Below are 25,027 nucleotides of genomic sequence, written 5' to 3'. Positions count from 1 at the left end.
ATGTTAAAAATCGGGCCATATGAATTTCAGTCGAGATTATTGCTCGGAACAGGAAAATATCCAAGTTTGGAAGTACAGAAACAAGCGGTCGAAGCGTCGGGAGCGGAAATTTTGACGTTTGCGGTCCGGCGCATGAACATTTTTGAACCAAACCAGCCTAACTTTTTGGAAAACTTAGATTTAGCAAAATACAAACTGCTGCCAAACACCGCGGGAGCGAAAACGGCGGAAGAAGCGGTGCGAATCGCGCGGCTCGCCAAAGCGTCGGGATTATGTGATATGATTAAAGTAGAAGTGATCGGCTGCGAGAAAACGCTGCTGCCAGATCCGGTAGAAACGCTAAAAGCAACGGAAATGTTGCTCGAAGAAGGTTTTATCGTTCTTCCGTATACTTCCGATGATGTTGTGCTGGCCAAACGGCTGCAAGAGCTCGGCTGCCATGCGGTAATGCCGGGTGCTGCGCCGATCGGTTCCGGGCAGGGCATTGTCAATCCGCTCAACTTAAGTTTCATTATCGAGCAGGCGACAGTGCCGGTGATTGTAGATGCCGGAATTGGCAGCCCGGCTGATGCGGCATTGGCGATGGAGTTAGGGGCGGACGGCGTGTTGTTAAATACGGCTGTTTCCGGTGCAGCTGATCCAGTCAAAATGGCTAAAGCGATGAAATTAGCGGTGGAAGCGGGACGGCTCGGCTATGAGGCGGGCAGAATTCCGAAAAAACGGTACGCTACCGCAAGCAGTCCAACGGAAGGAATGAGTGTTGTTTGAACGAACGCTATTCTCGTCAAGAGTTGTTTGCGCCAATTGGCGAAGAAGGACAAAAGAAAATTAGACAAAAACATGTGCTTATCATTGGCGCCGGTGCGTTAGGAACAGGCAGTGCCGAGGCGCTGGTGCGCGCCGGCGTCGGTAAAGTGACGATTGTCGATCGCGACTATGTTGAATGGAGCAACCTTCAGCGTCAGCAGTTATACAGCGAAGCTGATGCAAAAGAGCGCCTGCCGAAAGCGGTTGCTGCTAAGCGGCGGCTTCAGGAAGTAAACTCCGATGTCGAAATCGACGCAATTGTCGGCGATGTGACGGCGCAAGAGCTTGAAGAGCTGATTACTACAAGAACGCCTGATCTTTTAATGGACGCGACCGATAACTTTGATACGCGCATGCTTATCAACGACGCCGCCTATAAATATCGCATCCCCTGGATTTACGGTGCCTGTGTCGGCAGCTATGGCATTAGCTACGCGTTTATTCCCGGCAAAACGCCATGTTTTCACTGCCTGCTTGACACGGTGCCGACGGGCGGCCTGACGTGCGACACGGCGGGAATTATCAGTCCGGCGGTACAAATGGTCGTCAGCTATCAAGTGACGGAAGCGTTGAAAATTTTAGTCGAAGACTGGGCGGCGTTGCGCAACAAGCTCGTGTCGTTTGATTTATGGAAAAATCAGCATACGGCGATACGCATTGATTCGGTGAAAAAGGAAGATTGCCCGACTTGCGGCTCCAAGCCGTCCTATCCGTTCCTTTCCTATGAGCAGCAAACAAAAACAGCGGTGCTATGCGGGCGCAATTCGGTGCAAATCCGCCCCGCTGTCAAACGAAATTATGATTTGCAAGAGCTGGCCGACTTGTTTGCGAAACAAGGATTGGCTGTGCATGTCAATCCATATCTTGTTTCCGTATCGCTTGGAAACGAGCGGCTTGTCGTCTTTTCCGACGGGCGTGCGTTGATTCATGGGACAAAAGATATTCAAGAGGCGAAATCGATTTATTACCGCTATTTGGGCTAGGGGCCCCTTTTTTGGGAAGCCACTTTTTGCCTTGCTCTTGGCGATTGGCCAAAACATTGAACCAAAATTCTCGAAGCAGTTAGGCGGGGAGGCTCACTTAAGTAATAAAATTGTCAAAAAGTTGTATAAAGTGTCTGCCACATAGAAAAAGTGCTATGTTACGATGATAATGGGGATGAATAATGAGGAGGGGACAAAATGGAAGAGCTATCCGTCACCTTGAATATTGCTTCTTTGCTGGTACTGGTATATTTTATCGGCTCATGCTTGATTGAGTCGTAAAAACTGCAGGGGTTACTCTGCAGTTTTTATTTCTTATATGTTTAGACGATAGGCATTTGGTGAAAAATTTGATATGATAATCATATAAATGGATAATAATAACTGTTTTATTTTAGGAGTGTGAAGATTCTTTGGGAGAGTTGCCTCTAGGGTTGTTAGGGTGGTTTTTCCTTTGCATGATGTTAAACGCTTTCTTTTCTTCGGCAGAAACTGCATTGTCGTCCGCCAATAAAATTCGTCTGAAAAATTATGTAGAAGAAAATCACCGTGGCAGTAAACGAGTAAATTATATTATGGAGCATTTAGACCACGTCTTATTGACTGTGCTTGTAGCCAATCGAATCACCGGCATTGTGGCGGTCGCTTTTTTAGTGGATATGGCGACAACCATGCTTGGGGAGCGCGCGGGTCTAGTTGCTGCAATTATCGTGATGACTGTGCTTCTCGTGGTCTTCGGTGAAATTTTGCCAAAATCGATTGCGAAAGTGCATGCGGAATCGTTATCGATTCGTTATGCAGGCATTATTTACGTATTGATGAAGTTGCTTTCTCCCGTCACGACGCTGTTTCATGCAGTAAGGGAACATGTCGCAAAATGGTTTACTAGCGGAGCGGTTGTTCCCGTGGTGACGGAGGAAGAAATTAAAGTAATGATTGATTTAAGCGAGGAAGAAGGAATTATTGACAATAAAGAAAAAGAGCTTATTCATCGTTCGCTCGATTTTGATGAAATTTTAGTAGAAGAAATTTTTACGCCACGGTCTGATATGGTTGCTGTCGAAGTAAACCAGCCGATCGAGGAGATCCGCGATGTGTTTTTAGAGGAAAAATACTCCCGCATCCCGGTATATGAGGGAGATATTGATAATGTTATCGGCATTTTGTCGGAAAGCGACTTTTTTAGTGAACTGGTGCAGCAAAAAGAGGTCAACATTCGCAAGTTATTACGCAAGCCGCTGTTTGTCGTGGAATCGATGAAAATTTCCGATTTGCTGCCGGAGTTTCAAAAAAGCAAGGTGCATATGGCCATTGTTGTCGATGAGTTCGGCGGTACCGCCGGGTTAATTACACTCGAAGATATTATTGAACAAATTGTTGGCGAAATATGGGACGAACATGATGAAGCGGTAAAAAGTATCCGGCAAATCGATGAGAACAGCTATGAGTTTAACGCCGAATTGCCGCTTGATGAATTTTGCGAAATGATGAAAATTGATACGCCGGAAAGCGCGTCGCACACGTTAGGCGGCTGGATATTTGAAATGTTTGAACGCGTGCCAAATGTTGGTGAAACACTGCATTACGGACCGCTTACGTTTACGGTGCGGCAAGTGGAAAACCGTCGAATTCGCAAAGTGCTTGTTTCGCTAAACAAACCGTTGGCGGAAAATATATAAGGAGCGTAAAGCTCTTTTTTTTTGACTAGAAGAGGAATAAATCATTTCTTTTCCATTTGACAACTTGCCTATGGCTTTTTTATTATAACATAGGTTGTTAAAAACCAATCGGAATGATGGAGGTTTGGAATATATGAAAAAAATTTTATTACGAAGTTTGTTCTTTTTGATGGCGGCTTCTATTTTGTTATTGGCCGCATGCGGCAATCAACAATCGCAAGAGAAGCCGAATAAGCAAGCAAACGATTTATTAGCGCAGGTGAAAAAATCCGGAGAGTTGCGAATTGGAACAGAGGGCACCTACCCGCCGTTTACTTTTCACGATAAAAGCGGAAAGCTAACCGGATTCGATGTGGATTTGGCAAGAGAAGTAGCGAAGCGTCTTGGGGTTAAACCAGTATTTATGGAAACACAGTGGGATGCGATGTTTGCAGGATTGGATGCGAAACGGTTTGATATGATTGCCAATGAAGTCGGAATCCGCCCGGACCGACAACAGAAATATGATTTTTCTGATCCGTATATTACTTCTATGGCGGTGTTAGTCGTTCATAAAGACAACAAGAAAGTATCTAAATTTGAAGACATAAAAGGGCTAAAAGCGGCACAATCGATGACAAGCAATTTTGCCGATTTAGCACGGTCTTACGGCGCGCAAATTGTCGGCGTAGAGGGATTTAATCAAGCGATCGAATTGTTAAGCTCGAAAAGGGCGGACGTTACGATTAATGATAACTTATCGGTTCTTGATTATTTAAGACAAAAACCGGACGCGCCAATTAAAATTGTGGCGAAGCACAGTGATGCATCTCAAAGCGGGTTTATGTTCCGCAAAGGCAGCGATACATTGGTAGAAGCTGTGAATAAAGCGCTAGAAGATATGAAAAAAGACGGCACATACGCAAAAATTTCTAAGAAATGGTTTGGTGAAGATGTATCTAAGTAATGTGATGGTAGACCCTGAAAGAGTAAGCAGATTGGTATCCATTGCACAAAGTTCCCTTCTCCCGTTGGTGAAGGGAGCTTTGTATTATACGATTCCGCTGACGATTATTACGTTTTCCATTGGACTGGTATTAGCAATTGCTACAGCTTTGGCGCGTATCTCTGGAATGAAAGTATTAGAAATGATCGCTAGAATATATGTATCCGCCATCCGCGGGACACCACTTCTTGTTCAGTTGTTTATTATCTTTTACGGACTGCCGAACATCGGCATTACAATCCCTTCATTTCCTGCCGCCGTTATTGGCTTTTCCTTAAACGTCGGTGCATATGCTTCAGAGATTATCCGTGCTGCAATTTTATCCATTCCGAAAGGTCAATGGGAAGCGGCATATTCGTTAGGAATGACGTCGTGGCAGGCACTGCGCCGGGTAATATTCCCACAGGCAGCGCGGGTTTCGATTCCACCGCTGTCCAATACATTCATTAGCTTAGTCAAAGACACGTCGCTTGCATCGCTTATTCTTGTTTCGGAGATGTTTCGGAAAGCACAAGAAATCGCCTCGACGAACTATGAATTTTTATTATTATACACAGAAGCGGCAGTTATTTATTGGGTGATTTGCTTTCTATTATCAATCGTGCAAAACCGAATCGAAGAGCGCTTAAATCGTTATATTGCAAGATAACCGATAAGGAGATATCATGATGATTTCTGTTCAAGGTTTATATAAGCAATTTGGTGACATAGAAGTATTAAAAGGGATCGATATCACAGTGGAAAAAGGAAAAGTAGTGGTTATTATCGGTCCATCGGGGTCGGGAAAGACGACGTTTTTGCGTTGTTTAAATGTGCTTGAAACGCCGACGAAAGGGAAAATTTCGATAGCAAATAGGCAGCTTGATTTTTCGAAGCCTGTGACGAAGCGTGAGATTCATGAATTTCGTCGGTTAACAGGAATGGTGTTCCAAAGCTATAATTTGTTTCCACATATGACTGCGCTTGAAAATGTCATGGAAGGACCTGTTACGGTTAAACGGGAAAAGAAAGAACATGCGCGGGAAAAAGCGATGGAATTATTAGCTAAAGTGGGACTTGAAGATAAAGCGCACCATTATCCATTTCAGCTGTCTGGAGGGCAGCAGCAGCGTGTCGGGATTGCGCGGGCGCTTGCTATGGAACCGGAAGTCATGCTGTTTGATGAACCGACATCAGCATTGGATCCAGAGCTTGTCGGTGAAGTACTGAAAGTCATGAAAAGTTTAGCAAATGAAGGGATGACAATGATCGTCGTCACTCATGAAATGAGGTTTGCGAAAGAAGCAGCCGATGAAGTGGTTTTTATGGATGGAGGAATCATCGTAGAAAGAGGAGCTCCAGAACAGCTGCTCGTTTCACCAAAACATGAACGCACAAAACAATTTTTACAACTCATCGAGTAACAAGACAAATGAAGCCCCAGGCAAGGCGCCTGGGGCTTTAGCCATGTATATGAAGTTGTTATTGGCGAGCGCCGAATTGACCGCCAAGTTGTTGTTGGGCCATGGCGACAAGACGTTTTGTAATTTCGCCGCCAACAGAACCGTTAGCGCGAGAAGTGGTGTCAGGACCAAGATTTACACCAAATTCTTGAGCGATTTCATACTTCATTTGGTCGATTGCTTGTTGCGCACCAGCAACTAACAATTGGTTAGAATTGTTGTTACGTGCCATGTGTCATCATCTCCTTGTTTGAGTTTTGTTGGCTGGGTTAGCTGGAATTGCACCAGCAACGCATGCTATAAAGCATGCTGCCAAGCTTGGCTGAACCCAACGGGTTATTGGTTGCTTGCACTAATAGTTTGAGACGTTTTGTGTTCATTATTCACCGATTTTTTATGGAAATTTTTAACGTTTTACCGTTGCCGAAATCAGGGAATATGTAAAATAAGGGATTGTGTTTAGGAGGAAACAGCATGAACATTTGCCCGCTATGCAACGGATTACGTAAGGTGACGGTATATTGCAACCATTGTCAACAGCCGATGCAGGATCAAGGAAAGGTAACCGATTATTTTGATGACTATAGTCCTTATATGGATATCAATATGATGAAATTAGTGGATGGCTATCCGCACACATTAGCCAACCATGAATGTGTGCATCTGTTTTACTGTCCATACTGCAGGCAGGAAGAAGTGCGGTTTATTAAAGAATAGGCTCTAGCATCATCGCTAGAGCCTGTATAACGTTTATCTGAAAATAAGGGGGAACCATATCGTTATTTTTCATTAGCAGGACGGATTCGTTTTTCCGTTTCGATATCGAAAAAGTGCGCTTTGTTCATATCTAAGGCAAGGTCTAATTGGTGGCCTGGCTTGATTTCCGTGCGGGCGTCGATGCGCGCGACAAATTCTTGTCCATTAATATTGGAATAAATCATCGATTCTGCACCAAGCAGCTCGGCTACCTCAACGTGGGCGGTAATTTTCGTATTTGGCGATGATTCAAGGAAGAGTGGTTCATCATGGATATCCTCCGGACGAATGCCTAAGATGACTTCCTTGCCGACGTAGCCTTGATCGCGAAGCGCTTTCATTTTTCCTTCCGGAACATCGAGTCTAATATTGCCGACAACAAACTTGCCGTCCTGCAGCGTTCCTTTAATAAAGTTCATCGCTGGGGAGCCGATAAAGCCGCCGACGAAAATATTTTCCGGTTTTTCATATACTTCTCTTGGCGTGCCGACTTGTTGAATAACCCCGTCTTTCATCACTACTAGCCGTGTTGCCATCGTCATTGCTTCCGTTTGGTCGTGGGTGACGTAAATCGTTGTCGTTTCCAAACGTTGATGCAATTTTGCAATTTCGGAACGCATTTGTACGCGCAGTTTGGCATCCAAGTTGGAAAGCGGCTCGTCCATTAAAAATACTTTGGCGTCACGGACGATGGCGCGGCCTAGCGCGACGCGTTGACGCTGACCACCGGAAAGAGCTTTTGGCTTGCGGTCCAGATATTGTTCCAGTCCAAGAATGCGCGCTGCTTCACGGACGCGTCGTTCGATTTCCGCTTTCGGGAATTTGCGTAATTTCAAGCCGAATGCCATGTTATCATAGACGCTCATATGCGGATAAAGCGCATAGTTTTGAAATACCATCGCAATATCGCGGTCTTTTGGCGGAACATCGTTCATCCGCTTGCCGTCGATATACAAGTCGCCTTTTGAAATTTCCTCAAGACCGGCAATCATCCGCAATGTTGTCGATTTTCCGCAGCCGGACGGACCGACAAAAACGATGAATTCTTTGTCTTGAATATGCAAGTTGAAATCTTTTACCGCTGTGACGTTGTTATCGTAAATTTTATAAATGTGCTCTAAACGAAGTTCTGCCATTGTCACGCACCTCCATCATGAAATCGGTTTCAACTGCTTCAAGCATACAGAAAAATAGGAAGATTCGTAAATGGACAATTTGCACAAAAAAGAGCCGTCATTTTTGGCAAGATGCCAAACGGCAAAGACGATAGGAAAACGATATCAGTTTCACCTGAAGATTCTGCTTCTAGTAAGAAAAAATAGAGCATCCACTTTTTTGGTTGTTAAGCGGCCGAACAACGTTTGCTTTTTTTTCTTAGTAAAAAAATAAAAAGGGAGGCATTCCGTTACATTTTAAACGTGCTTGGCTTCCATTGGACTCAGCAGCGTTTATTGATCCGTATATTGCTGCAACAATATTGCCAAATAAACGGCTACCGCCCCTTTAAAATGTTTAATATCGATTCCTGTTTTTTCAATAAATTTATCAATGCGGTATTGCAGGCTGTTGCGGTGCATATATAATTTTTTCGCTGCCATGGAAACGTTAAGATTGCATTGCAGAAATGTTTGCATGATCCGCAGCCATTCATCGTCCAATGTTTTGAGAAAAGGAAAGGCCTTTTTGACCGTTTCCAGTTCGGGATGGCCATGAATCAGCAAAAGCGGAATCACATCTTCCATTTGATAGACCGTCTGTTTCGGCATATATGTCTGGGCTAACTCGAAGCAACGTTTTTCATAGCGGAATGACTCGTAAAGCTGATCATCGTACGGATGGATTTGTCCGATAAATAAATGAATGGTAGCGTAAAAATCGGTTGCCAGCGTATCGATAATATCAGCAAATGGCAAAGGTTCTGCCGCTTGCTTTTGCTTTTTCTCAATAATGACGCCGCGATGTTCATGCTCCCAAACGATTGTAATCGGGTCAGGGAACAATCCGCTCACGGCATCGTAAAAGTCGTCTTTATTTGCAACCGATCTTTTTGTTATAAAGTGAATAAAACGGCAATATGGAGGCAGGGAGAAGAGATGCTGCAGCATCGTTGCATCTTCGTGCATGATCCATCGCTGCCATGCCTGCTCTTCTTCGCTCATCGTACGATCCGCGTCAAGAATCGGGGTGAGAAAGATCGACAATAACTGTTTCTCCTGTTTGGATAGGCGGTGTTTATCGATGCCGATTTTATCTCCCTCTTTTGTATAAAACCATTCATATCTAGCGGCGTCAGCGACCTGTTCGTTAATGACGATTGCATCTTTGTAATAAGATTTTAGCCGTTCAAGCATCGGTACGTTTCCTTTCTTTCTTCATGTTAATTTCATTATAATACAAAAAACCGATTTTCCTTGTCGCAAGGAAAATCGGTTTTTTGCATGATTATGTTGTTTCATGAGGCGGTTCTTCTTTGACTAAGTCGCGCGCCTCTTCGATATTGACGGCGTCTTCACGGCCGTGGACATAGCCGCCCGCCATACCTTCATTAATCATTCGATCGATGTCCATATAGTATTCGTCGCGGCCCTCATATTGAGAATCTTGGAGCGACCGTTCGTTTCGTTCCATCATGATGTTCCCTCCTTGTTTTTTAGTTTGTATGAAAAAGGCATAGAATATCCGCGCTCGTCATATATATGGCAAACAGTAGGACAAGCAAGGAGGGAAAGGCAATGATACGCATGGTGAAACAACTGTTGCACATTACCTCCACATCCGCCCAGCTGGCAGAACGGCTCATGGAAACAGTGGAGGAGGAAACGTGGCAGCAGCAATTCATACGATATTTAGAAGATGCCAAGCGTCAATATCAACTTTGGCAATACATTCATTATTTGCTTGCCGGGACATATGCAGAAAGCGACAGGGAAGAGGCGGTGCATGCTTTTTCTTCTGAACTGCTGCACAGGCTTTGCTTGCAGGAATTGAAAAAAGCAATGTTATGTCGAAAGGCAAGAAAAGGTTTGTCAGGAGCCGCGCAAAAGGCGGCGGATCAAGTTTTGCAGCAAGCGATGCAATACAGCCGCTTATTTTTTACGATGGTGCAAACCCAGCTAGCTCCGCAAATAGAGAAATAAGTTGTTTTGCACCGTTCTGCTGAATATCCGGTTCGTCAAAAATCATCGGCTTGGCGTTGAGCTCATATACGTACAATGTGCCGTCTTTGCCGACGCCGATATCGGCGGAAAACTCGCCGACAAAGCCAAAACGGTCGCTTATTTCTTTTCCGCAGGCGTCAAGGAGGCTGTGCAGCTCTTTTTCATCGACGCGCTCCCTTACTTCGGAATATGGCAAAATGGTTCCGCCGTTTAAGACGTGGGTCGTCAGCTGCTGCGTTTGTGCCAACCGGACGCCGATGCCGCTGATGATGTAGCGGCCATGTTTATAATGAACGAGAACGCGCAAATCATAGCGTTGTCCATTCCATGTATCGGCGTCGATTGCTTGCTGGGCAATGTAGCGTGTCGCCGCCAAAAGCGGGGCCAGTTCGTCAAGGGAGGCGAGCGTTTTTTTGCCGTTGATGTGCTCGTAAAGGATTGTATTCGGTAACAGAGAAACGGTAAGGCGGAAAATCCCTTTTCCTTTTGCCCCGTCGTTTGGCTTCATATAGACGCTTCCGTACGTTTTCAACATGTTTCGTATATCGTCGATGTGCTGCACTGGCACCGTATGCGGCAAATGGGCCCGCAGCCGTTCATTTTTCACGAGCGTCTCATATATTTCCCATTTTGTAAAAAAAGTGCGGTTAAAAAAAGGGATGCGGAGGTTTTCAAAACGAGCAACGGTCTGTTGGAATACCGTTGATTTTTCTTCCCGCCGGCTTTTGATTCGGTTATAAAAAACATCAGGAAGCGGGGCGGTAACGGGCACCCATCGATCCAGCGCTGGAACGAATACATATCCGCGAATGGCATGCTCACCGATCGCGCTGACCGGACAAACGACGCCGATCCCCCCGGCTTCTTGCAGGCAATGGGCGATGAGTTCGATATAGCGCTTTTTCCTGTTGAGCAGGGCCGGAATAGATGATTCACTAACCATGATGCCGACGAGCGGCCCGATTTTTCCGTTTTTCTCTTTTACAGGAAGGGAAAACGATGGCGTATCGTCAGAAAACGGCAGTAGCCCATTGCAACCAAACGAGTAGGCGCGGCTGCGATCTTGATGAAACCATGCGCCTCTATCTTGATTGTAATAAATAATGGTCATTGCAATAACGCCTCTGGTTCGGCAATGATTTTTTTGCTTAAATAGACGGCATAAGCAAGGGAAAGCATCGCGGTCCGTTCATCATCCTGCTTTAGCTTTGGATGTTTAAAAATCGATCTTCCCGGTTTGGAATTGGCCTCAAACATCCAAATATGCTGCTTTTGATCAAGGCCGATGTCAAAGCCAATTTCGCCGATCGCGATGCCCATCTGCTCTTCCAGGCCGCGGCTTAGCGTGAGAGCAGCGTCATGAAGCCGCTTGAGAATGCGCTGACGGACGGAGGCGTCAGGAAAAATTTCTTCCATTGTTTTAACAATGCCGCCGTTGTTCATGTGGGTGGTTACGCTTCGCTTTCCGGCGATTTTTGCCGCGACCGCACTCACTTGCCAAACGCCTTGTTCATTTTTATTCGTATGGATGCGAAAATCGACCTTTCTGCCGTTGACTTCAATGAGCTGAATCCCTTGCTGGATAATATAATGGTCCAATTTTTGATGCGAAAATAGGTGTTGCCATAGCGAAGATAATGTCGGAAAGATGCGCATCCGGTTGTATCCATGTTCGTCGCGAAATCGGCATTCGTATCGGCCATTTTTCTTTACAAGATGGTAAATGCCAAAACCAAGGCTGCCGTTGGCCGGTTTTAAATATGCTTCGCCATAATGGTCTAAAAAACGTTGAACAGTTTCTGCGGTAGGATGAAGCGAAGTATCGGGAAGATAGGGCCGGGAGTGCGGATGCTCCTTTAACAGGCAGTATACTTCCCATTTATTGAAAAAGTTTTCATTAAACCAAGGAATGCCATATTGGTTTTTTAGCGTTTCTTTAATCGTTTGGAATGTTTCGCTGTTTTCAATGCGGCGGTTTGGCAGGCGGTTGTAAATAACGGTTGGCAGTGGCACTTCCCGCTGCACCCAACCGCTTTCTGTATAAAAATAGCCGGTTACCGTTCCGGTTTCCCAGTGGATATGATGGGCACCAAATAGAAAAGCAAATCCGCCGACTTTCTTCTCCTGGGAGAGCAATTTCGCAAAGAAGAAGCTGCGCTTCCCGACAGGACGAAGCGGTGATTTCGTAAATCCGGCGGTAAAAATGCCAACGAGCGGACCGAGATGAACGGTATCGTTATCGAGAACGAGATGGACGTCCGCGGCAAACGGAATGTACAAGCGTCGTGCTACGTCTTTTGTCACGATAATCTGTTGGTCTAAAAGAGGAGAGGAAACAAAACGGCAAGGGGTAGAGACGCTTCCAAATGCCGCCATCGTCTGCCCGGAGAGAGAAACGGTTGATGGAAGATAGATCGTATTTTCTTCTTTTTCCTGAATCATTAATGAATAGGTCATAAGATATTCACCTCGTTGGCGAGAAACAAACAATATTGCAGCGGCGCTTCGTATACGTCGTCCTTTTTGTCAGGATGAAGCGCGGCCACGATCTTTCTTCCTGGCTTGGAATTGACATCGATGATCCATACACCGCCTTCTTTTGTAATACCAATATCAATCCCTAATTCGAAGAGAGGGCCGAATTGTTCATCCATGTAGGACGGGAGGGCGCGAATAATGGTTTCGATGCCATCGATAATCAAAATGCGCTGTGAAGAAGGAAAGGAACGGATCCACCCGGAAAAATCACGAACGTCGGCACCGGCGCGGACGTTGGCGATAAACATTCCCGGGTGCCCGACCCGCACGGCGCGGCATCGCTCTATCCATTTGCCGGTTCCATCTTTTTGGAACAGGAAGCGGACGTCAAACGGTTCGTTTTCTTTTGTCTGCAACGGCAAAAACGGCTGGATCAAGTAGGAATGTTGTTGCAATAATGTAGAGATCCATTGCTCCAGTTCGCTTTTTTGTCCGACCAAAGCGGTGGTCTGCCCAGATGCATCGCGAATATGAAGCTTCCTTTCTGCTTTTTGGATGACATAAATGCCGCGGCCGCCCGCTCCGTGCTCCGGTTTGCAAATGACCGCTTGCTCGCGGCGAATCATGCGCAAAATGTCGGCGGACGACTGCAAACGGGCGGTTTTCGGCACATACGGGGACAGCAGCGGATGCTCGATCATTTTCTCATATACGTCCCATTTACCTGGAAATCCGTATCCTAAAAAGACAAGGTCCGGCCGGCGTTTCAGCCATTGCATGATTGGTTTGCATTTTTTCGAACGGATATCGGAACGGTAAAAACAGCGGTCGTATAAAAACGATGGAATATCAAACGTGCTTTTCGTCCATGCTTGCCTTTTTTCATCAAAAGCGCGGCCATGAACTTTTTCCGTTAGCGGATCGATATCAAGCGGGGTAAAGCGGTAGACAGCAATGCCGTAACGGCCGGCACGTTTCGCGATTTCTGTACAGTATTCCATTTCCTGTTGTTCCTCAATCGTGATAAATCCAAGAGAAATCAAGGCGAATCACTCCTTTTCGTCGATCAGTGACAGACAATAGTCGATAATGGCTTTCGCCGATGGACGAATAAATTGTTTCGATATCGACATGTCGGTCTGTTTCGATGGCTTTGTGTTCACTTCAATAATCCATGGTTTATGTTCCCGATCTATCGCTAGATCAATGCCGAATTCCCCATACAATCCTTCCGCTTCACTGGCTAAAATGGTTGATACTTCGATGGCAATGTCTTTTAACAGCATTTTTTGCTGAAACGCTTTCCTTCGTTCATACCACTGTTGCAGCACGTTGTCGATCGGGACGATTTCTCCGCCGCGGGCAAGGTTGGCAACAAACTGTTCTTGATTCGCCATACGTGCGACGGCCGATGTCACACGCCATTCGCTGTCATGGACGCGGTGGCACAAGAGGCGGAAATCGATCGGCCGCCCGTCGATCGTTTGCATATCGATTCCTTGCTGAATAATCGCCGCCGACTTTAGCCGTTCTTTTAAGGCGGCAAACAGCTCCGAAGTGGAAGCATACTGTTGCACCGCATCTTTCATTGACGTCGAGTAGTCAAGGAGAAAGACGGTTTCCTTGTTTTCAATGCGAAAAATATGCCGCCCTTGACTGCCGTGAATCGGTTTAATAAATACGACGGGAAATCGTTCAACAACGCTATCAAGCGTTTGTTTATTCCTGAATAATTCCGTTTTCGGCAAATAAGGATGCAAGTACGAATGTCTGGATAAATATTGATGCACTTCCCATTTATGCAAAAAACGATGGTTAAACATCAGAACGTGCTCGTTTTTCAGTTGTTCGATCAGCTGCTCAAATAAATAAGAATGTTCAGCCTTCCGTGAGTGGAGGCGGTTATAGATCACGTTCGCAGGGGGGACTTCCGTTTCTCTCCATTCCCCATCGATCCAGCGGTAGCCGCTCTTTTCATTCTTTAAATACATCGACAAAGACGTGACGTAGAAAATAAGCTGGCGCTGCATGCTATAGTTCGCTAATTCCTCGCAAAAATCATGAATCGATCCGAAATGAACGCACGAATCCTTATGGAAAATTTCCGTCAACACGGCGACCGTTGGCTGCTGATTCATCGTTCTCCCTCATTTGCGCTTCCGTCGTGCAAGCCCTATAATGAAAAATTAGGCAAATGTTTATATCGTATCGTATGATGTTCGCTTAATTTTGGTGATTATCTTATAGGCGTGAAAGGGGAAAAACATGGAGACTATTTTTTACTTGCTATTTATGATTGCGGTCGGGGCGCTGATTGGCGGAGTGACAAATTTTCTTGCCATTCAAATGCTATTTCGGCCATATGAGCCGATTTATTGGTTTGGAAAACGGCTTCCGTTTACTCCAGGACTGATTCCAAAACGGCGGAGGGAGCTGGCTGAACAGCTTGGCAAAACGGTCGTTGAACATTTATTGACGCCGGAAGGAATCCGCCGCAAATTAGTGGCCCGTGACTTGATGGACAGCATGATTGACTGGGCACGGCGGCACGCGGAAGAATGGCTTTCCCGCCGAAATACGGTCGCGGAGCTTCTGCAGCGCGCGGGAATCGAAAATGCCAAAGAGCTGCTTTGCATAAAGGCGACGCAGTGGGTGGACAAGGCGTATGAGCAGTGGATGGCAACGATGCGCGAAAAAGCGATCCGTGATGTATTTCCTGACGAAGTGCAATTAAAAATGGAAGAGCGCATCGGCGATCTCGCCAACTACATTGCCGACCGGGCGCTCGACTATTTCGAAAGCGAGGAAGGAAAAGGGCGAATTGCGAAAATGATTGACGAATTTTTTAGCGGTCGCGGGATGCTTGGAAATATGCTGCAAATGTTTCTTGGCAACGTCAACCTTGTGGACAAAGTGCAGCCGGAAATCATAAAATTTTTGCGCCATTCTGGGACAAGAGAGCTGCTGGCTCGTCTTTTATGGACGGAATGGAATAAGCTGACAAGCTATCCGCTTATCGCAGTAGAAGAATTGATTGGAAAAGAGCGGATTTGTGAAATGCTTCATCGTTTTGCGCTTGATGCGGTCGAACGAAACGATATTCTCGAACAGCCGGTCGCCGATATGGTTGCTCCGTATCAGGAGCGGATGATGAACGAATGGATTCCGCAAGCGGTGGAAGCGGGCAGCCAATGGATCAGCGGTCAAGTGGAAACGATTATCACCCGCCTGCAGCTGGCGGACATCGTCCGTTCCGAAGTTGAATCGTTTTCCATTGAACGCCTTGAAGCAATCATTTTATCGATCGCGAGTCGCGAATTAAAAATGATTACGTATTTAGGCGCGCTGCTAGGAGGAATCATCGGTGCGGCTCAAGGCATCATCGGCTTATGGATGTAAGATTTCCCCTTGTTTTTTATTAGTCATATCGCTTTTTCCCGGCGCATACGTTATGATAGAGATACGTTACTTTTTATAGGAGGCTTTTTTATGTCCAATCAGCTATATGATCTTGCCGAGCAGCTTGAGAAAGCGATCCGCGCATGCCACGATTTTCAGCAGTTAAAGCAGGCGTACGAAGCGGTGCGCCAAGATGAAATGGCGTACCGCCTATTTACCAATTTCCGAGATGCGCAAATGCGGATGCATGAAAAACAACTGACTGGGGCGGAAATTTTTCCGGAAGAAGTCGAACATGCGCAAAAAGCGATGATCCTCGCCCAGCAAAACGAAAAACTCGCGCAGTTGATGGCGCTCGAACAGCGGATGAGCATGCTCTTGGCTGACATCCAGCGCATCGCGATGAAACCGCTCGAAGAGCTGTACCGTTCTTTCATGGAAACGGAATAATGACGAACACTCATATTGAGTGTTCTTTTTTTGTCCGTTTTATCATAGCTATGAAGTGATAGGAAGAAAAGCGGAGGCGGCACGATTAGCCTTCGAAGCCAAATGTTCTTCGACCGCAGGGGTGCTTGTCACCCCGAGGGAGAAGGTTATTTGGCAGAAGAAGGCTAGCCGCCGAAGCTAGACAAAGAAGAAAAGCGGAGGCGGCGCGAACAGCTCTCGAAGCGAAATGTTCTTCGCCTGCGGAAGTGCTTGCACTTCAAGGGCGAAGGTTATTTCGCGCAAGAGAGCTATCCGCCGAAGCTAGACAAAGAAGAAAAGCGGAGGCGGCAAACACAACAAGAAAAGCGAGCAAGATCGACTTTTTTCACAAAAGGGGGAGACAGCAGTGGCTTACAAATTGCTTGCTCTTAATATTGACGGAACCATTTTAAAAAACAACGGCCGGCTGCAGCGCGAAACAAAGGAAGCGGTCGAATATGTCAAGAAAAAAGGAGTGTATATCACGCTTTTGACAAGCCGCAATTTGCTCGCAGCACGAAAAGTCGCAAGGGCGTTAAAATTAGAGAGCGAACTCATTACGTTCCAAGGTGCCATCATCGGCAAATCATTGAACGAAAAACTGTTTGAAGAGCTTATTCCGGAAGAACGGACGTTTAATATCGTGCAGGTACTAGAAAACTTTAACTGCAATATTCGTTTGATGCACGAACGGTATTCACTCGGCAATCGGAAAAAAGTGAAAAAAAATTTAGTTGTCAAAACGGTATTATCATCTGGCGATCCATTTTTTTACCCGACACAGTTTGTCGATTCGCTTGGCGATGTGCTCATGGATGAACCGCTGGCTGTTCCGAAAATCGATGTGTATTTTGCCAGCGACGCGGAGCGGGACGAAGCCGCCGCCGTGCTGGCCAAAGCGTTTTCAACTATTGACATGATTATGCATCCAAACGGGAAAATGGAAATTGTCCCGCAAGGAGTGTCTAAACTCGCGGGATTGCGTCGGCTTGGGCATTATTTAGGCATTTCTTTAAAAGAAATGGTTGTCATTGGTGATGGCATCGATGACATTCCGGCGATCGAAGCGGCTGGTTTAGGCGTCGCGATGGGCAACGCTCCAGCGGAAGTGAAAAAAGTCGCAGACTGGGTGACGCGTTCGAACGAACAGCTCGGCGTCGCTTACATGATCAAAGAACATTTCCGCAAGCAGCAGCGCCCAGAGTTTTTGCGGAAGCTGAAAATGAAACGATAAATGGAAAAGCTGGGATAGATTGATCCCAGCTTTTTTGCGCTGTTTCACTTGACGGGCAAAAAACACTTTCTGTACACTTAAGTAAGCCTGATAGGGAAAGGTGATTTCATTGCGCATTGAAATTCAAGGATTGCACGATACCGGACGATTTCAACGACCGCTGGAAGTCATTACAGGGTTGTTTTATGAAGAATATGAATTGGCATTCGCGCCTGCTCCAGATGCGGATATAACGGTTGCATTTTCCGTTAATGGCCAGGAGTCTATCCATGTTCATGGAATATTAACCGAATCATCCACCGGCAATAGATATGAAGCGGATCATGCACGGGACATATCAAATTTTCAAGAGGAAAAAGAACGGTTTAAGCAAGTGAAGTACGCCGTATTTCATGTCTACTTGACGCTGCTGCAGCAATATACCGGCCTCATCCAGCAATGGGGCGTGCTGACGGGGATCCGCCCCGTCAAATTATTGCATAAAATGTTGCGTTCCGGGCTTTCTAAAGACGAAGCGCACCGCCAGCTTCGCGAAGATTATTTAGTAACAGAAGAAAAAATTCAGCTGATGCAGGACATTGTCGACCGCCAGCTCACGGTCGTGCCGGATTTGTACGACCTTGCTCAAGAGGTCAGCATTTATATCGGCATCCCGTTTTGCCCGACGAAATGCGCTTATTGCACGTTTCCAGCGTACGCCATTAATGGACGCCAAGGTTCCGTCGATGCCTTTTTAGCCGGTCTGCATTACGAAATGCGCGCAATCGGCCGCTTTTTAAAAGAGCGCGGCATCAATATTACGACGATTTATTACGGTGGCGGCACGCCAACGAGCATTACCGCCGAAGAAATGGATCAGCTGTATGAGGAAATGTATGAGTCGTTCCCAAACGTCGAGCGCGTCCGCGAAATCACGGTCGAAGCGGGGCGCCCGGACACGATTACGCCGGAGAAGCTGAACGTTCTGAAAAAATGGAACATTGACCGCATCAGCATTAACCCGCAGTCGTACATTCAAGAAACGTTAAAAGCGATCGGCCGCCATCATACGGTCGACGAAACGATTGAAAAATTCCACCTCGCCCGCGAGATGGGCATGAACAACATTAACATGGATTTAATCATCGGCCTTCCGGGAGAAGGGCTGAAAGAGTTTTCTTACACATTAGCGGAAACGGAAAAACTCATGCCGGAGTCGTTAACGGTGCACACGCTCTCGTTTAAACGGGCATCGGAAATGACGAAAAACAAAGCGAAATATAAAGTCGCCGACCGCGATGAAATCAGCGAAATGATGAAAGCCGCCCAAGAGTGGACGAAGCGGCACGGCTACGTTCCGTATTATTTGTACCGGCAAAAAAACATTCTCGGCAACCTTGAAAATGTCGGATACGCCTTGCCGGGAAAAGAAAGCATCTACAACATTATGATTATGGAAGAACAACAATCGATTATCGGGCTTGGCTGTGGCGCCTCAAGCAAGTTTGTCGATCCGAAAACACGGAAAATTACCCGCTTTGCCAATCCGAAAGAACCGAAAGTGTACAACGAGCACTTTGTCCACTATACGGAAGAAAAACTGAAAATGATGGAAGAGTTGTTTGGCTAGGCGGAATGGACGGGCTTCAGACAAATGTCTGGAGCCTGTCTTTTGTAGTTTAAGGTTTAAAGAAAGGGTTTCACTGAATATATAGACGTAAACTGAGATGGAGAGATCATTCGTTGAAGAAATTTAGGATAACAATAGCCACCATTATAAAAACAAAGCAGGCAATCATATACCCAATCCATCCAATTCTTTTAGGATGTGAATCGAGCCGAAAGCTCTTCCGGCTCCATACGCCTGGTTACTAAAATTTATAAAAATCGACACATCGCGATGGAACCAGGAAACACCGCTTGCCGCTCGGATTCTCACCGAGTTCCATCAGGAAGGGAATTCCCTTGTCATTCACCTGCTGTGAAAGACACTCCGTGGCTCGCTGTTAGCGACGGCGCCTGTCGTGCACCATTCCTTCCATCGGTCAGCACACGACAACGATTTTAGCAACCAGGTCTACACCTCCTTCAGTTGGATTTGATACTGGTTCAGCCAACAACATTTGTGCAAGATATTCCATAATGACCATTCATGCTCTTGTTTGAAATTCTCGATTTTGCGTAGCATCATCGCGATATATTGGCTTTGTTTCTTACCGCTTTTCGATTGCTTGTAGGATTCTTCCATCGACCTTAACGAAGCAATCAAATGGCGTTTCACTTTCGCTTTTATGGTGTCCATGAGTTCTTTTGGCAACCGTTCACGATACCCTAATCCCCGTCTGCCAATCACCAAAGCGGCACTTTCATGAACGGATAACCCATACTTTTTCCTATACTTGAAACGTCCGATGACGCTGGTATACGCCGGATTCACTTTTTTGATGCGAAACCCAAGCCGCATCCCCCGACGAATGATGGTGTCAGTCAGTTTTTTCTTTTTAAAATGATGGGTGAAGCGATTGAATCGTTTGTCCGTGTCGTGCCGCTGTCTTAGTTGAATGTTTTCGATGACGACGACACCGACATTTTCTTGCATCAGCCAGTCATACACGTCTCGTACGGTTTCACCAACGATGTTGTTTCGTTTATTCGCCCGCACATATTCGAGTTCATGGCAGTAAAACACCTTTGATTGAAGAAAGTTTCCCTGTTTCGAAACGATGCTTACGGCAATACGGTCAATGTTGATGTCAATACCAGCGATTCGTTCCGCTTGAATCGGTTCATCGTAGGTAAGTTCCCTGCCATATACCTCTTCTTCATAGACGAGATGGACATAATATTCCCCGTTTTTGCGTTTGATTTCGACAGTGTATGGTTGATATTCCATGATCGGCTTGCCTTTTGCATTCACTCCGACTTGTTCTCCCATGACGAGATCGATGATTTCCTCTTCATATTTTTCAGGAACGGACACAGGGAATCGTAAACGGGGAGCGTGCTTCCCTTCTTGTTGTCCAAGTGGATTCGCAATTTCCACATAACATTCATCAGTGTGATCGTCATACACTAGGCGAATATTTAAATTTCCTTTTTTGCTTTTATCGCCTCTGGCATACAACTGATTCGAGCGCACATCTTTCCATTCTTCGTTCGTGATTTTTCCTTTCAAGCGCTTATAAAAGTTCTGTTTCCCGCCAAAAATCACACGTGGAATCGTTCCTTGGTCGAGATGGTGCTTTAGCTCGGCTTCTTTCGCTTTGAGCTTTTCTAACCGTTGGTGCAATCCACCTAGACATGTTGGAAGATCGACTTTTTTCGGTGTTTTTCTTCCATGTTGATACTCATCGATTTTCTTTTCAGTTTTTTCGATTTTCACCTGCACATCCTCTAGGCGCATTGGAAGCAGCTCACGTTGAGAGGAAATCAGCGATTGAACAAGCAGGACCGCATCTTCGGCAAACCTTTTGTTGAGCCGAAATTGGTGTGGAAGGTGCTTGATGATGTCTTTTGCGTTCCATCCCTCCAGCAAACGGTTGAACGCGTATCGCTTCGCGGAACCAAAGACGCGCATCAACTCGTCTAACGAGTGAAGTTGTGTTTCATCATCGGAAACGATTTTCATCACCCGAACCGTTTTCATCCCCTTGCCTTCCCCCTTGTTTGGATCCTTAAGAACATATATTCGACAACTCTTCTTCTTTTTCCTTTTTATATGAGGAAGGGAAAGATGATTTTTTATCCTAAGCCAGGAGACGATGGAAAAGATGGAGAACATTCACCTCTTTACGTCCAATAACAGAAGATATTTACATGATTTTATACATTTTTATAGATGTTTAACAAGCTGCTTATAATTCAATACTTTGCAAGTCTTCGGTAGGTGCAAAGACTTTCCCACTCATCATGGTGAAGCTGTTCCGCCCGTTGCGTTTCATGCATATCTTTCACTGTTTTCCCCGCCCTTTTCTGTTCAAAACCCGATTGCCTTGGGCAACCGGGCTTTATTCATGTTAGCGGTGGAACAAAATCAGCTTTCCGCTTGATGTTACGCAACGGTGCGTTTTATCGTGGCAGTGATGTTCGCGCAATTTTTGTTCGCCGATTTTTTTCGCTTCTTCATCGTTCGCCGCTTCGAACGTTTCGTCCAACAGTTTTTCTCCGCTTTTGTCGAAAGCTGTCAACGTATATGTTGGCATGACAGTTCCCCCTCTGCTGAATGATGATTCATATTATTATTTTGTTATTTTTTGAAAAATTCCTTCTACATAGCGAAACTTTTCGCTATGATAAACGTGTAATAGAATGATGGAATTTTTATCTAAAACTGGGGGAGTGCGAATGGCATTGCAGTTAGAGCATGTGACAAAGCGATTTGGCGCGGTAACCGCGGTTAATGATGTCACATTAACGATTCCAGAAGGAAACTTATTTGGATTTCTTGGTGCGAACGGGGCGGGGAAGACGACAACGTTTCGCATGATTTTAGGTTTGTTGGAACCGACAGAAGGAACAATTACGTGGAATGGAGAAAAAATCGACTACTCGAAAAGCCATCTCATCGGCTATTTGCCGGAAGAACGAGGGTTGTATCCGAAGTTGAAAGTAAAGGAGCAGCTTATTTATTTAGGCAGGCTACGCGGCTTGGATAAGGCGATGATTGTGAAAGAAATGGAGGCGTGGCTCGAGCGGTTTAACGTGCCGGAGTACGCGGAAAAGCGGGTTGAGGAGCTGTCGAAGGGTAATCAGCAAAAAATTCAATTTATCGCTGCCGTGTTGCATAAACCGAAGCTATTAATCTTGGATGAGCCGTTCAGCGGACTTGATCCCGTCAATGTCGAGCTGTTAAAGGAAGCGGTCATCGATTTAAAAAACAATGGAACGACGATTGTCTTTTCGAGCCATCGCATGGAGCATGTCGAAGAATTGTGCGAACATCTTTGCATTATGCATCGCGGGCGGCCGGTCGTATACGGGTCGCTGAAAGAAGTAAAACGGTCCTTTGGCAAAAAGAACATTATTATTCATGCCGATATGCCGCTTGATGAGCTGGCGGAGTTTCCGGGAGTCGTCAAAATGAAGCGGACAGCGGAAGGCGTGCATTTGCAAATCGAAAACGAAGACGTGTCGCAAAAAATTCTTTCCCATATTGCAAACAAAGGATTTATTCGCAAGTTTGCGCTAGAAGAACCTTCGTTAAACGATATTTTCATTGAAAAAGTAGGTGCGGTGTATGAATAAGTTTTGGATTGTGCTTGGGCATACGTATATGACAAAGCTGAAAGCGAAATCGTTTATCATCACAACGATTATTACGAGTCTCTTTGTCTTTGCGATCGCAAACATCCAGCATATTATTGAATTTTTTACGAAGGATGAAAAAACAACGGTGGCGGTCATCGATACCACGGGAGCGTTTTACGAACCGCTTGCAGCACAACTGAAACAAGGAAAACACGATGATCTCCAGTTAAAGAAGGTGACCGGCCCGGAAGAAAAGGCAAAGGCGGCCGTCCGAAATGGCAAGTGGGATGCGCTCCTTATCCTTTCGGCTGACGATAAACAGCTGCCGAAAGCGGCGTATTATGCAAACACGATTGCCGACAGCGATACGCCAAGCGAGCTTGAACAAGCGCTCCAGCAGCTGAAAACAGCGATTGCGACCAAAAAAATCGGTCTGAAGCAAGAGCAAATCGCGCAATTGTATGAGCCGGTGCCGTTTGAAAAAGTGGCATTGGAAAAAAACGCGAAAACGGAAGAAGAGCTGAATCAGGCGCGCGTTCTCGTTTACGTGCTGCTGTTTGCGATGTACATGTTTGTTCTTATGTACGGCGGCATGATTTCCACAGAGGTGGCGACGGAAAAATCGTCGCGCGTCATGGAAATTTTGGTGTCAAGCGTTCCTCCGCTCCAGCAGCTGTTCGGAAAAATCCTGGGGGTTGCGCTTCTTAGTTTAACACAGTTTGCGATTTTATTTGCAATTGGCTTCACAGCGCTGAAAAGCAGCGGGCAAGAATTGTGGAATTTCCTCGGCTTTGACCATCTTTCTGTCTCGACATTTGTGTATGCGATTATTTTCTTCCTTTTAGGCTATTTCTTATATGCGACATTATTTGCCGTGCTCGGTTCGCTCGTCAGCCGCGTCGAGGACGTCCAGCCAATGATTACTCCGGTCATGATTATTGTCGTTGCTGCGTTTATGATCGCGATGTTTGGCTTAAACGCGCCAGAGTCGTCCTTTATTACGGGGGCATCATTTATTCCGTTTTTCACGCCGATGATTATGTTTTTGCGGGTCGGGCTGCTTCCTGTTCCGTTTTGGGAAGTGGCGCTCAGCCTCGTTCTGCTCGTTGCGACGATCGGGCTGCTTGCCTTTTTCGGATCGAAAGTGTACCGCGGCGGGGTGCTCATGTACGGAAAAGTTGGTTCGCTGAAAGATGTGAAAAAAGCGGTGCAATTGACGAAAAAGTAAGGCCTTGCGGGAAGCAAGGTCTTCTTTCTGGCGTTTGCGCAATTGTGGTATACTAACTATACACGAACATGGAAACGGAGGAGGAAAGGTTGGCGAAAGGAATCGTTCATTATGAAGTCGGCGAGCAAGTCGATGTGTATTTGCTCATTAAATCGGTGACAAAAGGAATCGCCAGTAACGGGAAACCGTTTTTAACGCTGATTTTGCAAGACAAAACAGGAGATATTGAAGCAAAACTATGGGATGTATCGCCGGAAGCGGAAAGCGTCTACGTGCCGGAAAGCATTGTCAAAGTATTTGGCGACATTCATAATTACCGCGGCAAAATGCAGCTAAGAATTCGCTCCATTCGTCCTGCCCATGAAGGAGATGCCGTCCGCGTTTCCGATTTTCTCGAAACGGCACCAATGAAACGGGAAGACATGATGGAAAAAATTACAGAATACATATTTGCGATGCAAAATCCAAATATCCAGCGGATTACGCGCTATTTATTAAAAAAATATGAACAGAAATTTTTTGACTATCCCGCGGCGACGAAAAACCATCATGAATTTATTTCCGGCTTGGCATACCACGTTGTTTCGATGCTCGAATTGGCCAAAGCGCTTGCGAATTTATATCCGTCGCTGAATAAAGATTTGTTGTATGCCGGCGTGATTTTGCACGATCTCGGCAAAGTGATCGAGCTGTCCGGACCGGTGTCGGCGTCGTATACACTGGAAGGCAATTTGCTTGGCCATATTTCGATTATGGTAAGCGAAATTAGCAAAGCGGCTGAGCATCTTGACATTCGCGGCGAAGAAGTTGTCGTGCTGCAGCATATGGTGCTTTCCCATCACGGAAAAGCGGAATGGGGCAGCCCGAAGCCGCCGATGGTAAAGGAAGCGGAAATTTTGCATTACATCGACAATTTGGATGCGAAAATGAACATGATTGACCGCGCTCTGGAAAAAGTGAAGCCTGGCGAGTTTACGGAACGCATTTTTGCTCTTGATAACCGTTCGTTTTATAAACCGGTCTTTTCTTCTGTTTCAAACGAGGAAAAAAAGGGTAATGATAAGTAGTCCCGAACAAAGAAGGATTGCTTATGATGGAGCCGATTATCGAATTGATGAAAGAGGCAGAATATGAAGGTAAAAAGAGGAATTGAAGCAGTTGCGGAAAGAACAGCAGGCAAAGAA

The 25,027-nt window shown here is 45.9% G+C and carries 25 protein-coding genes; 15 read left to right on the top strand and 10 right to left on the bottom strand.

The window, feature by feature from the left end; genetic code table 11:
- The 6 genes from BV455_RS05585 to BV455_RS05560 all read left to right on the top strand — a co-directional run bounded on the left by BV455_RS05585 (position 1) and on the right by BV455_RS05560 (position 5,857).
- Positions 1–768, top strand: coding sequence for a thiazole synthase (locus BV455_RS05585; RefSeq protein ID WP_042410698.1), 768 nt, complete (start codon positions 1–3; stop codon positions 766–768).
- Entirely contained in the window at positions 765–1,790 is a 1,026-nt protein-coding gene (locus BV455_RS05580) for a thiazole biosynthesis adenylyltransferase ThiF (RefSeq protein ID WP_042410700.1), read from the top strand. The genes BV455_RS05585 and BV455_RS05580 overlap by 4 nt, the downstream gene beginning before the upstream one ends.
- 413 nt (positions 1,791–2,203) lie before the next feature.
- Complete coding sequence (locus BV455_RS05575) at positions 2,204–3,469, top strand: hemolysin family protein (RefSeq protein WP_026078509.1); 1,266 nt, start codon at positions 2,204–2,206, stop codon at positions 3,467–3,469.
- Positions 3,470–3,602: 133 nt separating this feature from the next.
- Positions 3,603–4,415 (top strand): amino acid ABC transporter substrate-binding protein, encoded by an 813-nt coding sequence (locus BV455_RS05570; protein ID WP_017435816.1) that lies wholly within the window; start codon positions 3,603–3,605, stop codon positions 4,413–4,415.
- Positions 4,402–5,103, top strand: a complete 702-nt coding sequence (locus BV455_RS05565; RefSeq protein ID WP_026078510.1) for an amino acid ABC transporter permease — start codon at positions 4,402–4,404, stop codon at positions 5,101–5,103. Before BV455_RS05570 ends, BV455_RS05565 begins: the two co-directional genes overlap by 14 nt.
- Before the next feature lie 19 nt (positions 5,104–5,122).
- A complete protein-coding gene (locus BV455_RS05560) occupies positions 5,123–5,857 on the top strand; it encodes an amino acid ABC transporter ATP-binding protein (protein WP_061580290.1) in 735 nt (244 codons plus the stop codon).
- 58 nt (positions 5,858–5,915) lie between these two features.
- Here BV455_RS05560 and BV455_RS05555 read toward each other — a convergent pair whose 3' ends face one another.
- Positions 5,916–6,128 carry an alpha/beta-type small acid-soluble spore protein gene (locus BV455_RS05555; RefSeq protein WP_017435819.1) on the bottom strand — a complete coding sequence of 71 codons (213 nt, stop codon included), beginning with the start codon at positions 6,126–6,128 and terminating at the stop codon, positions 5,916–5,918.
- A 242-nt stretch (positions 6,129–6,370) separates the two neighbouring features.
- Here BV455_RS05555 and BV455_RS05550 point away from each other — a divergent pair, with 242 nt between their 5' ends.
- Positions 6,371–6,613: a hypothetical protein gene (locus tag BV455_RS05550; RefSeq protein ID WP_042410705.1), complete on the top strand. Its 243-nt coding sequence runs from the start codon at positions 6,371–6,373 to the stop codon at positions 6,611–6,613.
- 62 nt (positions 6,614–6,675) lie between these two features.
- Here BV455_RS05550 and BV455_RS05545 read toward each other — a convergent pair whose 3' ends face one another.
- The 3 genes from BV455_RS05545 to BV455_RS05535 form a co-directional block, all read right to left on the bottom strand.
- Positions 6,676–7,788 (bottom strand): ABC transporter ATP-binding protein, encoded by a 1,113-nt coding sequence (locus tag BV455_RS05545; RefSeq protein ID WP_017435821.1) that lies wholly within the window; start codon positions 7,786–7,788, stop codon positions 6,676–6,678.
- A 312-nt stretch (positions 7,789–8,100) separates the two neighbouring features.
- On the bottom strand, positions 8,101–9,003 hold the full coding sequence (locus BV455_RS05540; RefSeq protein WP_081160624.1) for a helix-turn-helix domain-containing protein: 903 nt from the start codon (positions 9,001–9,003) through the stop codon (positions 8,101–8,103).
- A 91-nt stretch (positions 9,004–9,094) separates the two neighbouring features.
- On the bottom strand, positions 9,095–9,280 hold the full coding sequence (locus BV455_RS05535) for a hypothetical protein (protein ID WP_026078511.1): 186 nt from the start codon (positions 9,278–9,280) through the stop codon (positions 9,095–9,097).
- A 104-nt stretch (positions 9,281–9,384) separates the two neighbouring features.
- On the opposite strand from BV455_RS05535, the gene BV455_RS05530 reads away from it, so the two are divergent.
- The gene (locus tag BV455_RS05530) at positions 9,385–9,789 is read left to right on the top strand and encodes a hypothetical protein (protein WP_061580287.1); all 405 of its coding nucleotides are present in this window, start codon (positions 9,385–9,387) and stop codon (positions 9,787–9,789) included.
- Here BV455_RS05530 and BV455_RS05525 read toward each other — a convergent pair.
- The 4 genes from BV455_RS05525 to BV455_RS05510 are packed head-to-tail and all read right to left on the bottom strand — an operon-like array spanning position 9,746 to position 14,426.
- Entirely contained in the window at positions 9,746–10,921 is a 1,176-nt protein-coding gene (locus BV455_RS05525; protein WP_061580286.1) for a YheC/YheD family endospore coat-associated protein, read from the bottom strand. The two genes, BV455_RS05530 and BV455_RS05525, sit on opposite strands and share 44 nt — an antisense overlap.
- Positions 10,918–12,267, bottom strand: coding sequence for a YheC/YheD family endospore coat-associated protein (locus BV455_RS05520; protein WP_061580285.1), 1,350 nt, complete (start codon positions 12,265–12,267; stop codon positions 10,918–10,920). Before BV455_RS05520 ends, BV455_RS05525 begins: the two co-directional genes overlap by 4 nt.
- On the bottom strand, positions 12,264–13,331 hold the full coding sequence (locus BV455_RS05515) for a YheC/YheD family endospore coat-associated protein (RefSeq protein WP_081160627.1): 1,068 nt from the start codon (positions 13,329–13,331) through the stop codon (positions 12,264–12,266). Before BV455_RS05515 ends, BV455_RS05520 begins: the two co-directional genes overlap by 4 nt.
- A 6-nt stretch (positions 13,332–13,337) precedes the next feature.
- Positions 13,338–14,426 (bottom strand): YheC/YheD family endospore coat-associated protein, encoded by a 1,089-nt coding sequence (locus BV455_RS05510; RefSeq protein WP_218687837.1) that lies wholly within the window; start codon positions 14,424–14,426, stop codon positions 13,338–13,340.
- Between the two features lie 127 nt (positions 14,427–14,553).
- Here BV455_RS05510 and BV455_RS05505 point away from each other — a divergent pair, with 127 nt between their 5' ends.
- The 4 genes from BV455_RS05505 to BV455_RS05490 all read left to right on the top strand — a co-directional run bounded on the left by BV455_RS05505 (position 14,554) and on the right by BV455_RS05490 (position 18,998).
- Positions 14,554–15,687, top strand: a complete 1,134-nt coding sequence (locus BV455_RS05505; protein ID WP_218687836.1) for a DUF445 domain-containing protein — start codon at positions 14,554–14,556, stop codon at positions 15,685–15,687.
- Between the two features lie 90 nt (positions 15,688–15,777).
- Positions 15,778–16,137 carry a YlbF/YmcA family competence regulator gene (locus BV455_RS05500; RefSeq protein WP_218687835.1) on the top strand — a complete coding sequence of 120 codons (360 nt, stop codon included), beginning with the start codon at positions 15,778–15,780 and terminating at the stop codon, positions 16,135–16,137.
- Between the two features lie 385 nt (positions 16,138–16,522).
- A complete protein-coding gene (locus tag BV455_RS05495; RefSeq protein WP_017435831.1) occupies positions 16,523–17,389 on the top strand; it encodes a Cof-type HAD-IIB family hydrolase in 867 nt (288 codons plus the stop codon).
- A 103-nt stretch (positions 17,390–17,492) separates the two neighbouring features.
- Positions 17,493–18,998 carry a coproporphyrinogen III oxidase gene (locus BV455_RS05490; protein WP_033313800.1) on the top strand — a complete coding sequence of 502 codons (1,506 nt, stop codon included), beginning with the start codon at positions 17,493–17,495 and terminating at the stop codon, positions 18,996–18,998.
- Positions 18,999–19,445: 447 nt separating this feature from the next.
- Here the strand turns inward: BV455_RS05490 and BV455_RS05485 are convergent, their stop codons facing one another.
- Both BV455_RS05485 and BV455_RS05480 read right to left on the bottom strand, forming a co-directional pair.
- Positions 19,446–21,014, bottom strand: coding sequence for an IS200/IS605 family accessory protein TnpB-related protein (locus tag BV455_RS05485; RefSeq protein WP_218687834.1), 1,569 nt, complete (start codon positions 21,012–21,014; stop codon positions 19,446–19,448).
- A gap of 370 nt (positions 21,015–21,384) precedes the next feature.
- Positions 21,385–21,570, bottom strand: a complete 186-nt coding sequence (locus BV455_RS05480) for a YhzD family protein (RefSeq protein ID WP_042408584.1) — start codon at positions 21,568–21,570, stop codon at positions 21,385–21,387.
- Positions 21,571–21,712: 142 nt separating this feature from the next.
- Between BV455_RS05480 and BV455_RS05475 the strand changes: the two genes are divergently transcribed.
- The 3 genes from BV455_RS05475 to yhaM all read left to right on the top strand — a co-directional run bounded on the left by BV455_RS05475 (position 21,713) and on the right by yhaM (position 24,910).
- Positions 21,713–22,612 carry an ABC transporter ATP-binding protein gene (locus tag BV455_RS05475; RefSeq protein ID WP_218687833.1) on the top strand — a complete coding sequence of 300 codons (900 nt, stop codon included), beginning with the start codon at positions 21,713–21,715 and terminating at the stop codon, positions 22,610–22,612.
- Positions 22,605–23,843 carry an ABC transporter permease gene (locus tag BV455_RS05470; protein ID WP_218687832.1) on the top strand — a complete coding sequence of 413 codons (1,239 nt, stop codon included), beginning with the start codon at positions 22,605–22,607 and terminating at the stop codon, positions 23,841–23,843. The genes BV455_RS05475 and BV455_RS05470 overlap by 8 nt, the downstream gene beginning before the upstream one ends.
- Before the next feature lie 89 nt (positions 23,844–23,932).
- Positions 23,933–24,910 (top strand): 3'-5' exoribonuclease YhaM, encoded by a 978-nt coding sequence (gene yhaM / locus BV455_RS05465; protein WP_017436758.1) that lies wholly within the window; start codon positions 23,933–23,935, stop codon positions 24,908–24,910.
- Positions 24,911–25,027: the final 117 nt, after the last annotated feature.

This window comes from Parageobacillus caldoxylosilyticus (genome assembly GCF_019272935.1).
In the GTDB taxonomy this organism is placed as follows: domain Bacteria; phylum Bacillota; class Bacilli; order Bacillales; family Anoxybacillaceae; genus Saccharococcus; species Saccharococcus caldoxylosilyticus.
This window is presented reverse-complemented; position numbering and strand designations above follow the sequence as displayed.

What these genes read in the sequence shown, in the direction of transcription:
- BV455_RS05585 (WP_042410698.1), top strand. Translation starts at nt 1, where the DNA reads ATGTTAAAAATCGGGCCATATGAATTTCAGTCGAGATTATTGCTCGGA.
- BV455_RS05570 (WP_017435816.1), top strand. Translation starts at nt 3,603, where the DNA reads ATGAAAAAAATTTTATTACGAAGTTTGTTCTTTTTGATGGCGGCTTCT.
- BV455_RS05565 (WP_026078510.1), top strand. Translation starts at nt 4,402, where the DNA reads ATGTATCTAAGTAATGTGATGGTAGACCCTGAAAGAGTAAGCAGATTG.
- BV455_RS05560 (WP_061580290.1), top strand. Translation starts at nt 5,123, where the DNA reads ATGATTTCTGTTCAAGGTTTATATAAGCAATTTGGTGACATAGAAGTA.
- BV455_RS05555 (WP_017435819.1), bottom strand. Translation starts at nt 6,128, where the DNA reads ATGGCACGTAACAACAATTCTAACCAATTGTTAGTTGCTGGTGCGCAA.
- BV455_RS05550 (WP_042410705.1), top strand. Translation starts at nt 6,371, where the DNA reads ATGAACATTTGCCCGCTATGCAACGGATTACGTAAGGTGACGGTATAT.
- BV455_RS05545 (WP_017435821.1), bottom strand. Translation starts at nt 7,788, where the DNA reads ATGGCAGAACTTCGTTTAGAGCACATTTATAAAATTTACGATAACAAC.
- BV455_RS05540 (WP_081160624.1), bottom strand. Translation starts at nt 9,003, where the DNA reads ATGCTTGAACGGCTAAAATCTTATTACAAAGATGCAATCGTCATTAAC.
- BV455_RS05535 (WP_026078511.1), bottom strand. Translation starts at nt 9,280, where the DNA reads ATGGAACGAAACGAACGGTCGCTCCAAGATTCTCAATATGAGGGCCGC.
- BV455_RS05530 (WP_061580287.1), top strand. Translation starts at nt 9,385, where the DNA reads ATGATACGCATGGTGAAACAACTGTTGCACATTACCTCCACATCCGCC.
- BV455_RS05525 (WP_061580286.1), bottom strand. Translation starts at nt 10,921, where the DNA reads ATGACCATTATTTATTACAATCAAGATAGAGGCGCATGGTTTCATCAA.
- BV455_RS05520 (WP_061580285.1), bottom strand. Translation starts at nt 12,267, where the DNA reads ATGACCTATTCATTAATGATTCAGGAAAAAGAAGAAAATACGATCTAT.
- BV455_RS05510 (WP_218687837.1), bottom strand. Translation starts at nt 14,426, where the DNA reads ATGAATCAGCAGCCAACGGTCGCCGTGTTGACGGAAATTTTCCATAAG.
- BV455_RS05505 (WP_218687836.1), top strand. Translation starts at nt 14,554, where the DNA reads ATGGAGACTATTTTTTACTTGCTATTTATGATTGCGGTCGGGGCGCTG.
- BV455_RS05500 (WP_218687835.1), top strand. Translation starts at nt 15,778, where the DNA reads ATGTCCAATCAGCTATATGATCTTGCCGAGCAGCTTGAGAAAGCGATC.
- BV455_RS05485 (WP_218687834.1), bottom strand. Translation starts at nt 21,014, where the DNA reads ATGAAAACGGTTCGGGTGATGAAAATCGTTTCCGATGATGAAACACAA.
- BV455_RS05480 (WP_042408584.1), bottom strand. Translation starts at nt 21,570, where the DNA reads ATGCCAACATATACGTTGACAGCTTTCGACAAAAGCGGAGAAAAACTG.
- BV455_RS05475 (WP_218687833.1), top strand. Translation starts at nt 21,713, where the DNA reads ATGGCATTGCAGTTAGAGCATGTGACAAAGCGATTTGGCGCGGTAACC.
- BV455_RS05470 (WP_218687832.1), top strand. Translation starts at nt 22,605, where the DNA reads ATGAATAAGTTTTGGATTGTGCTTGGGCATACGTATATGACAAAGCTG.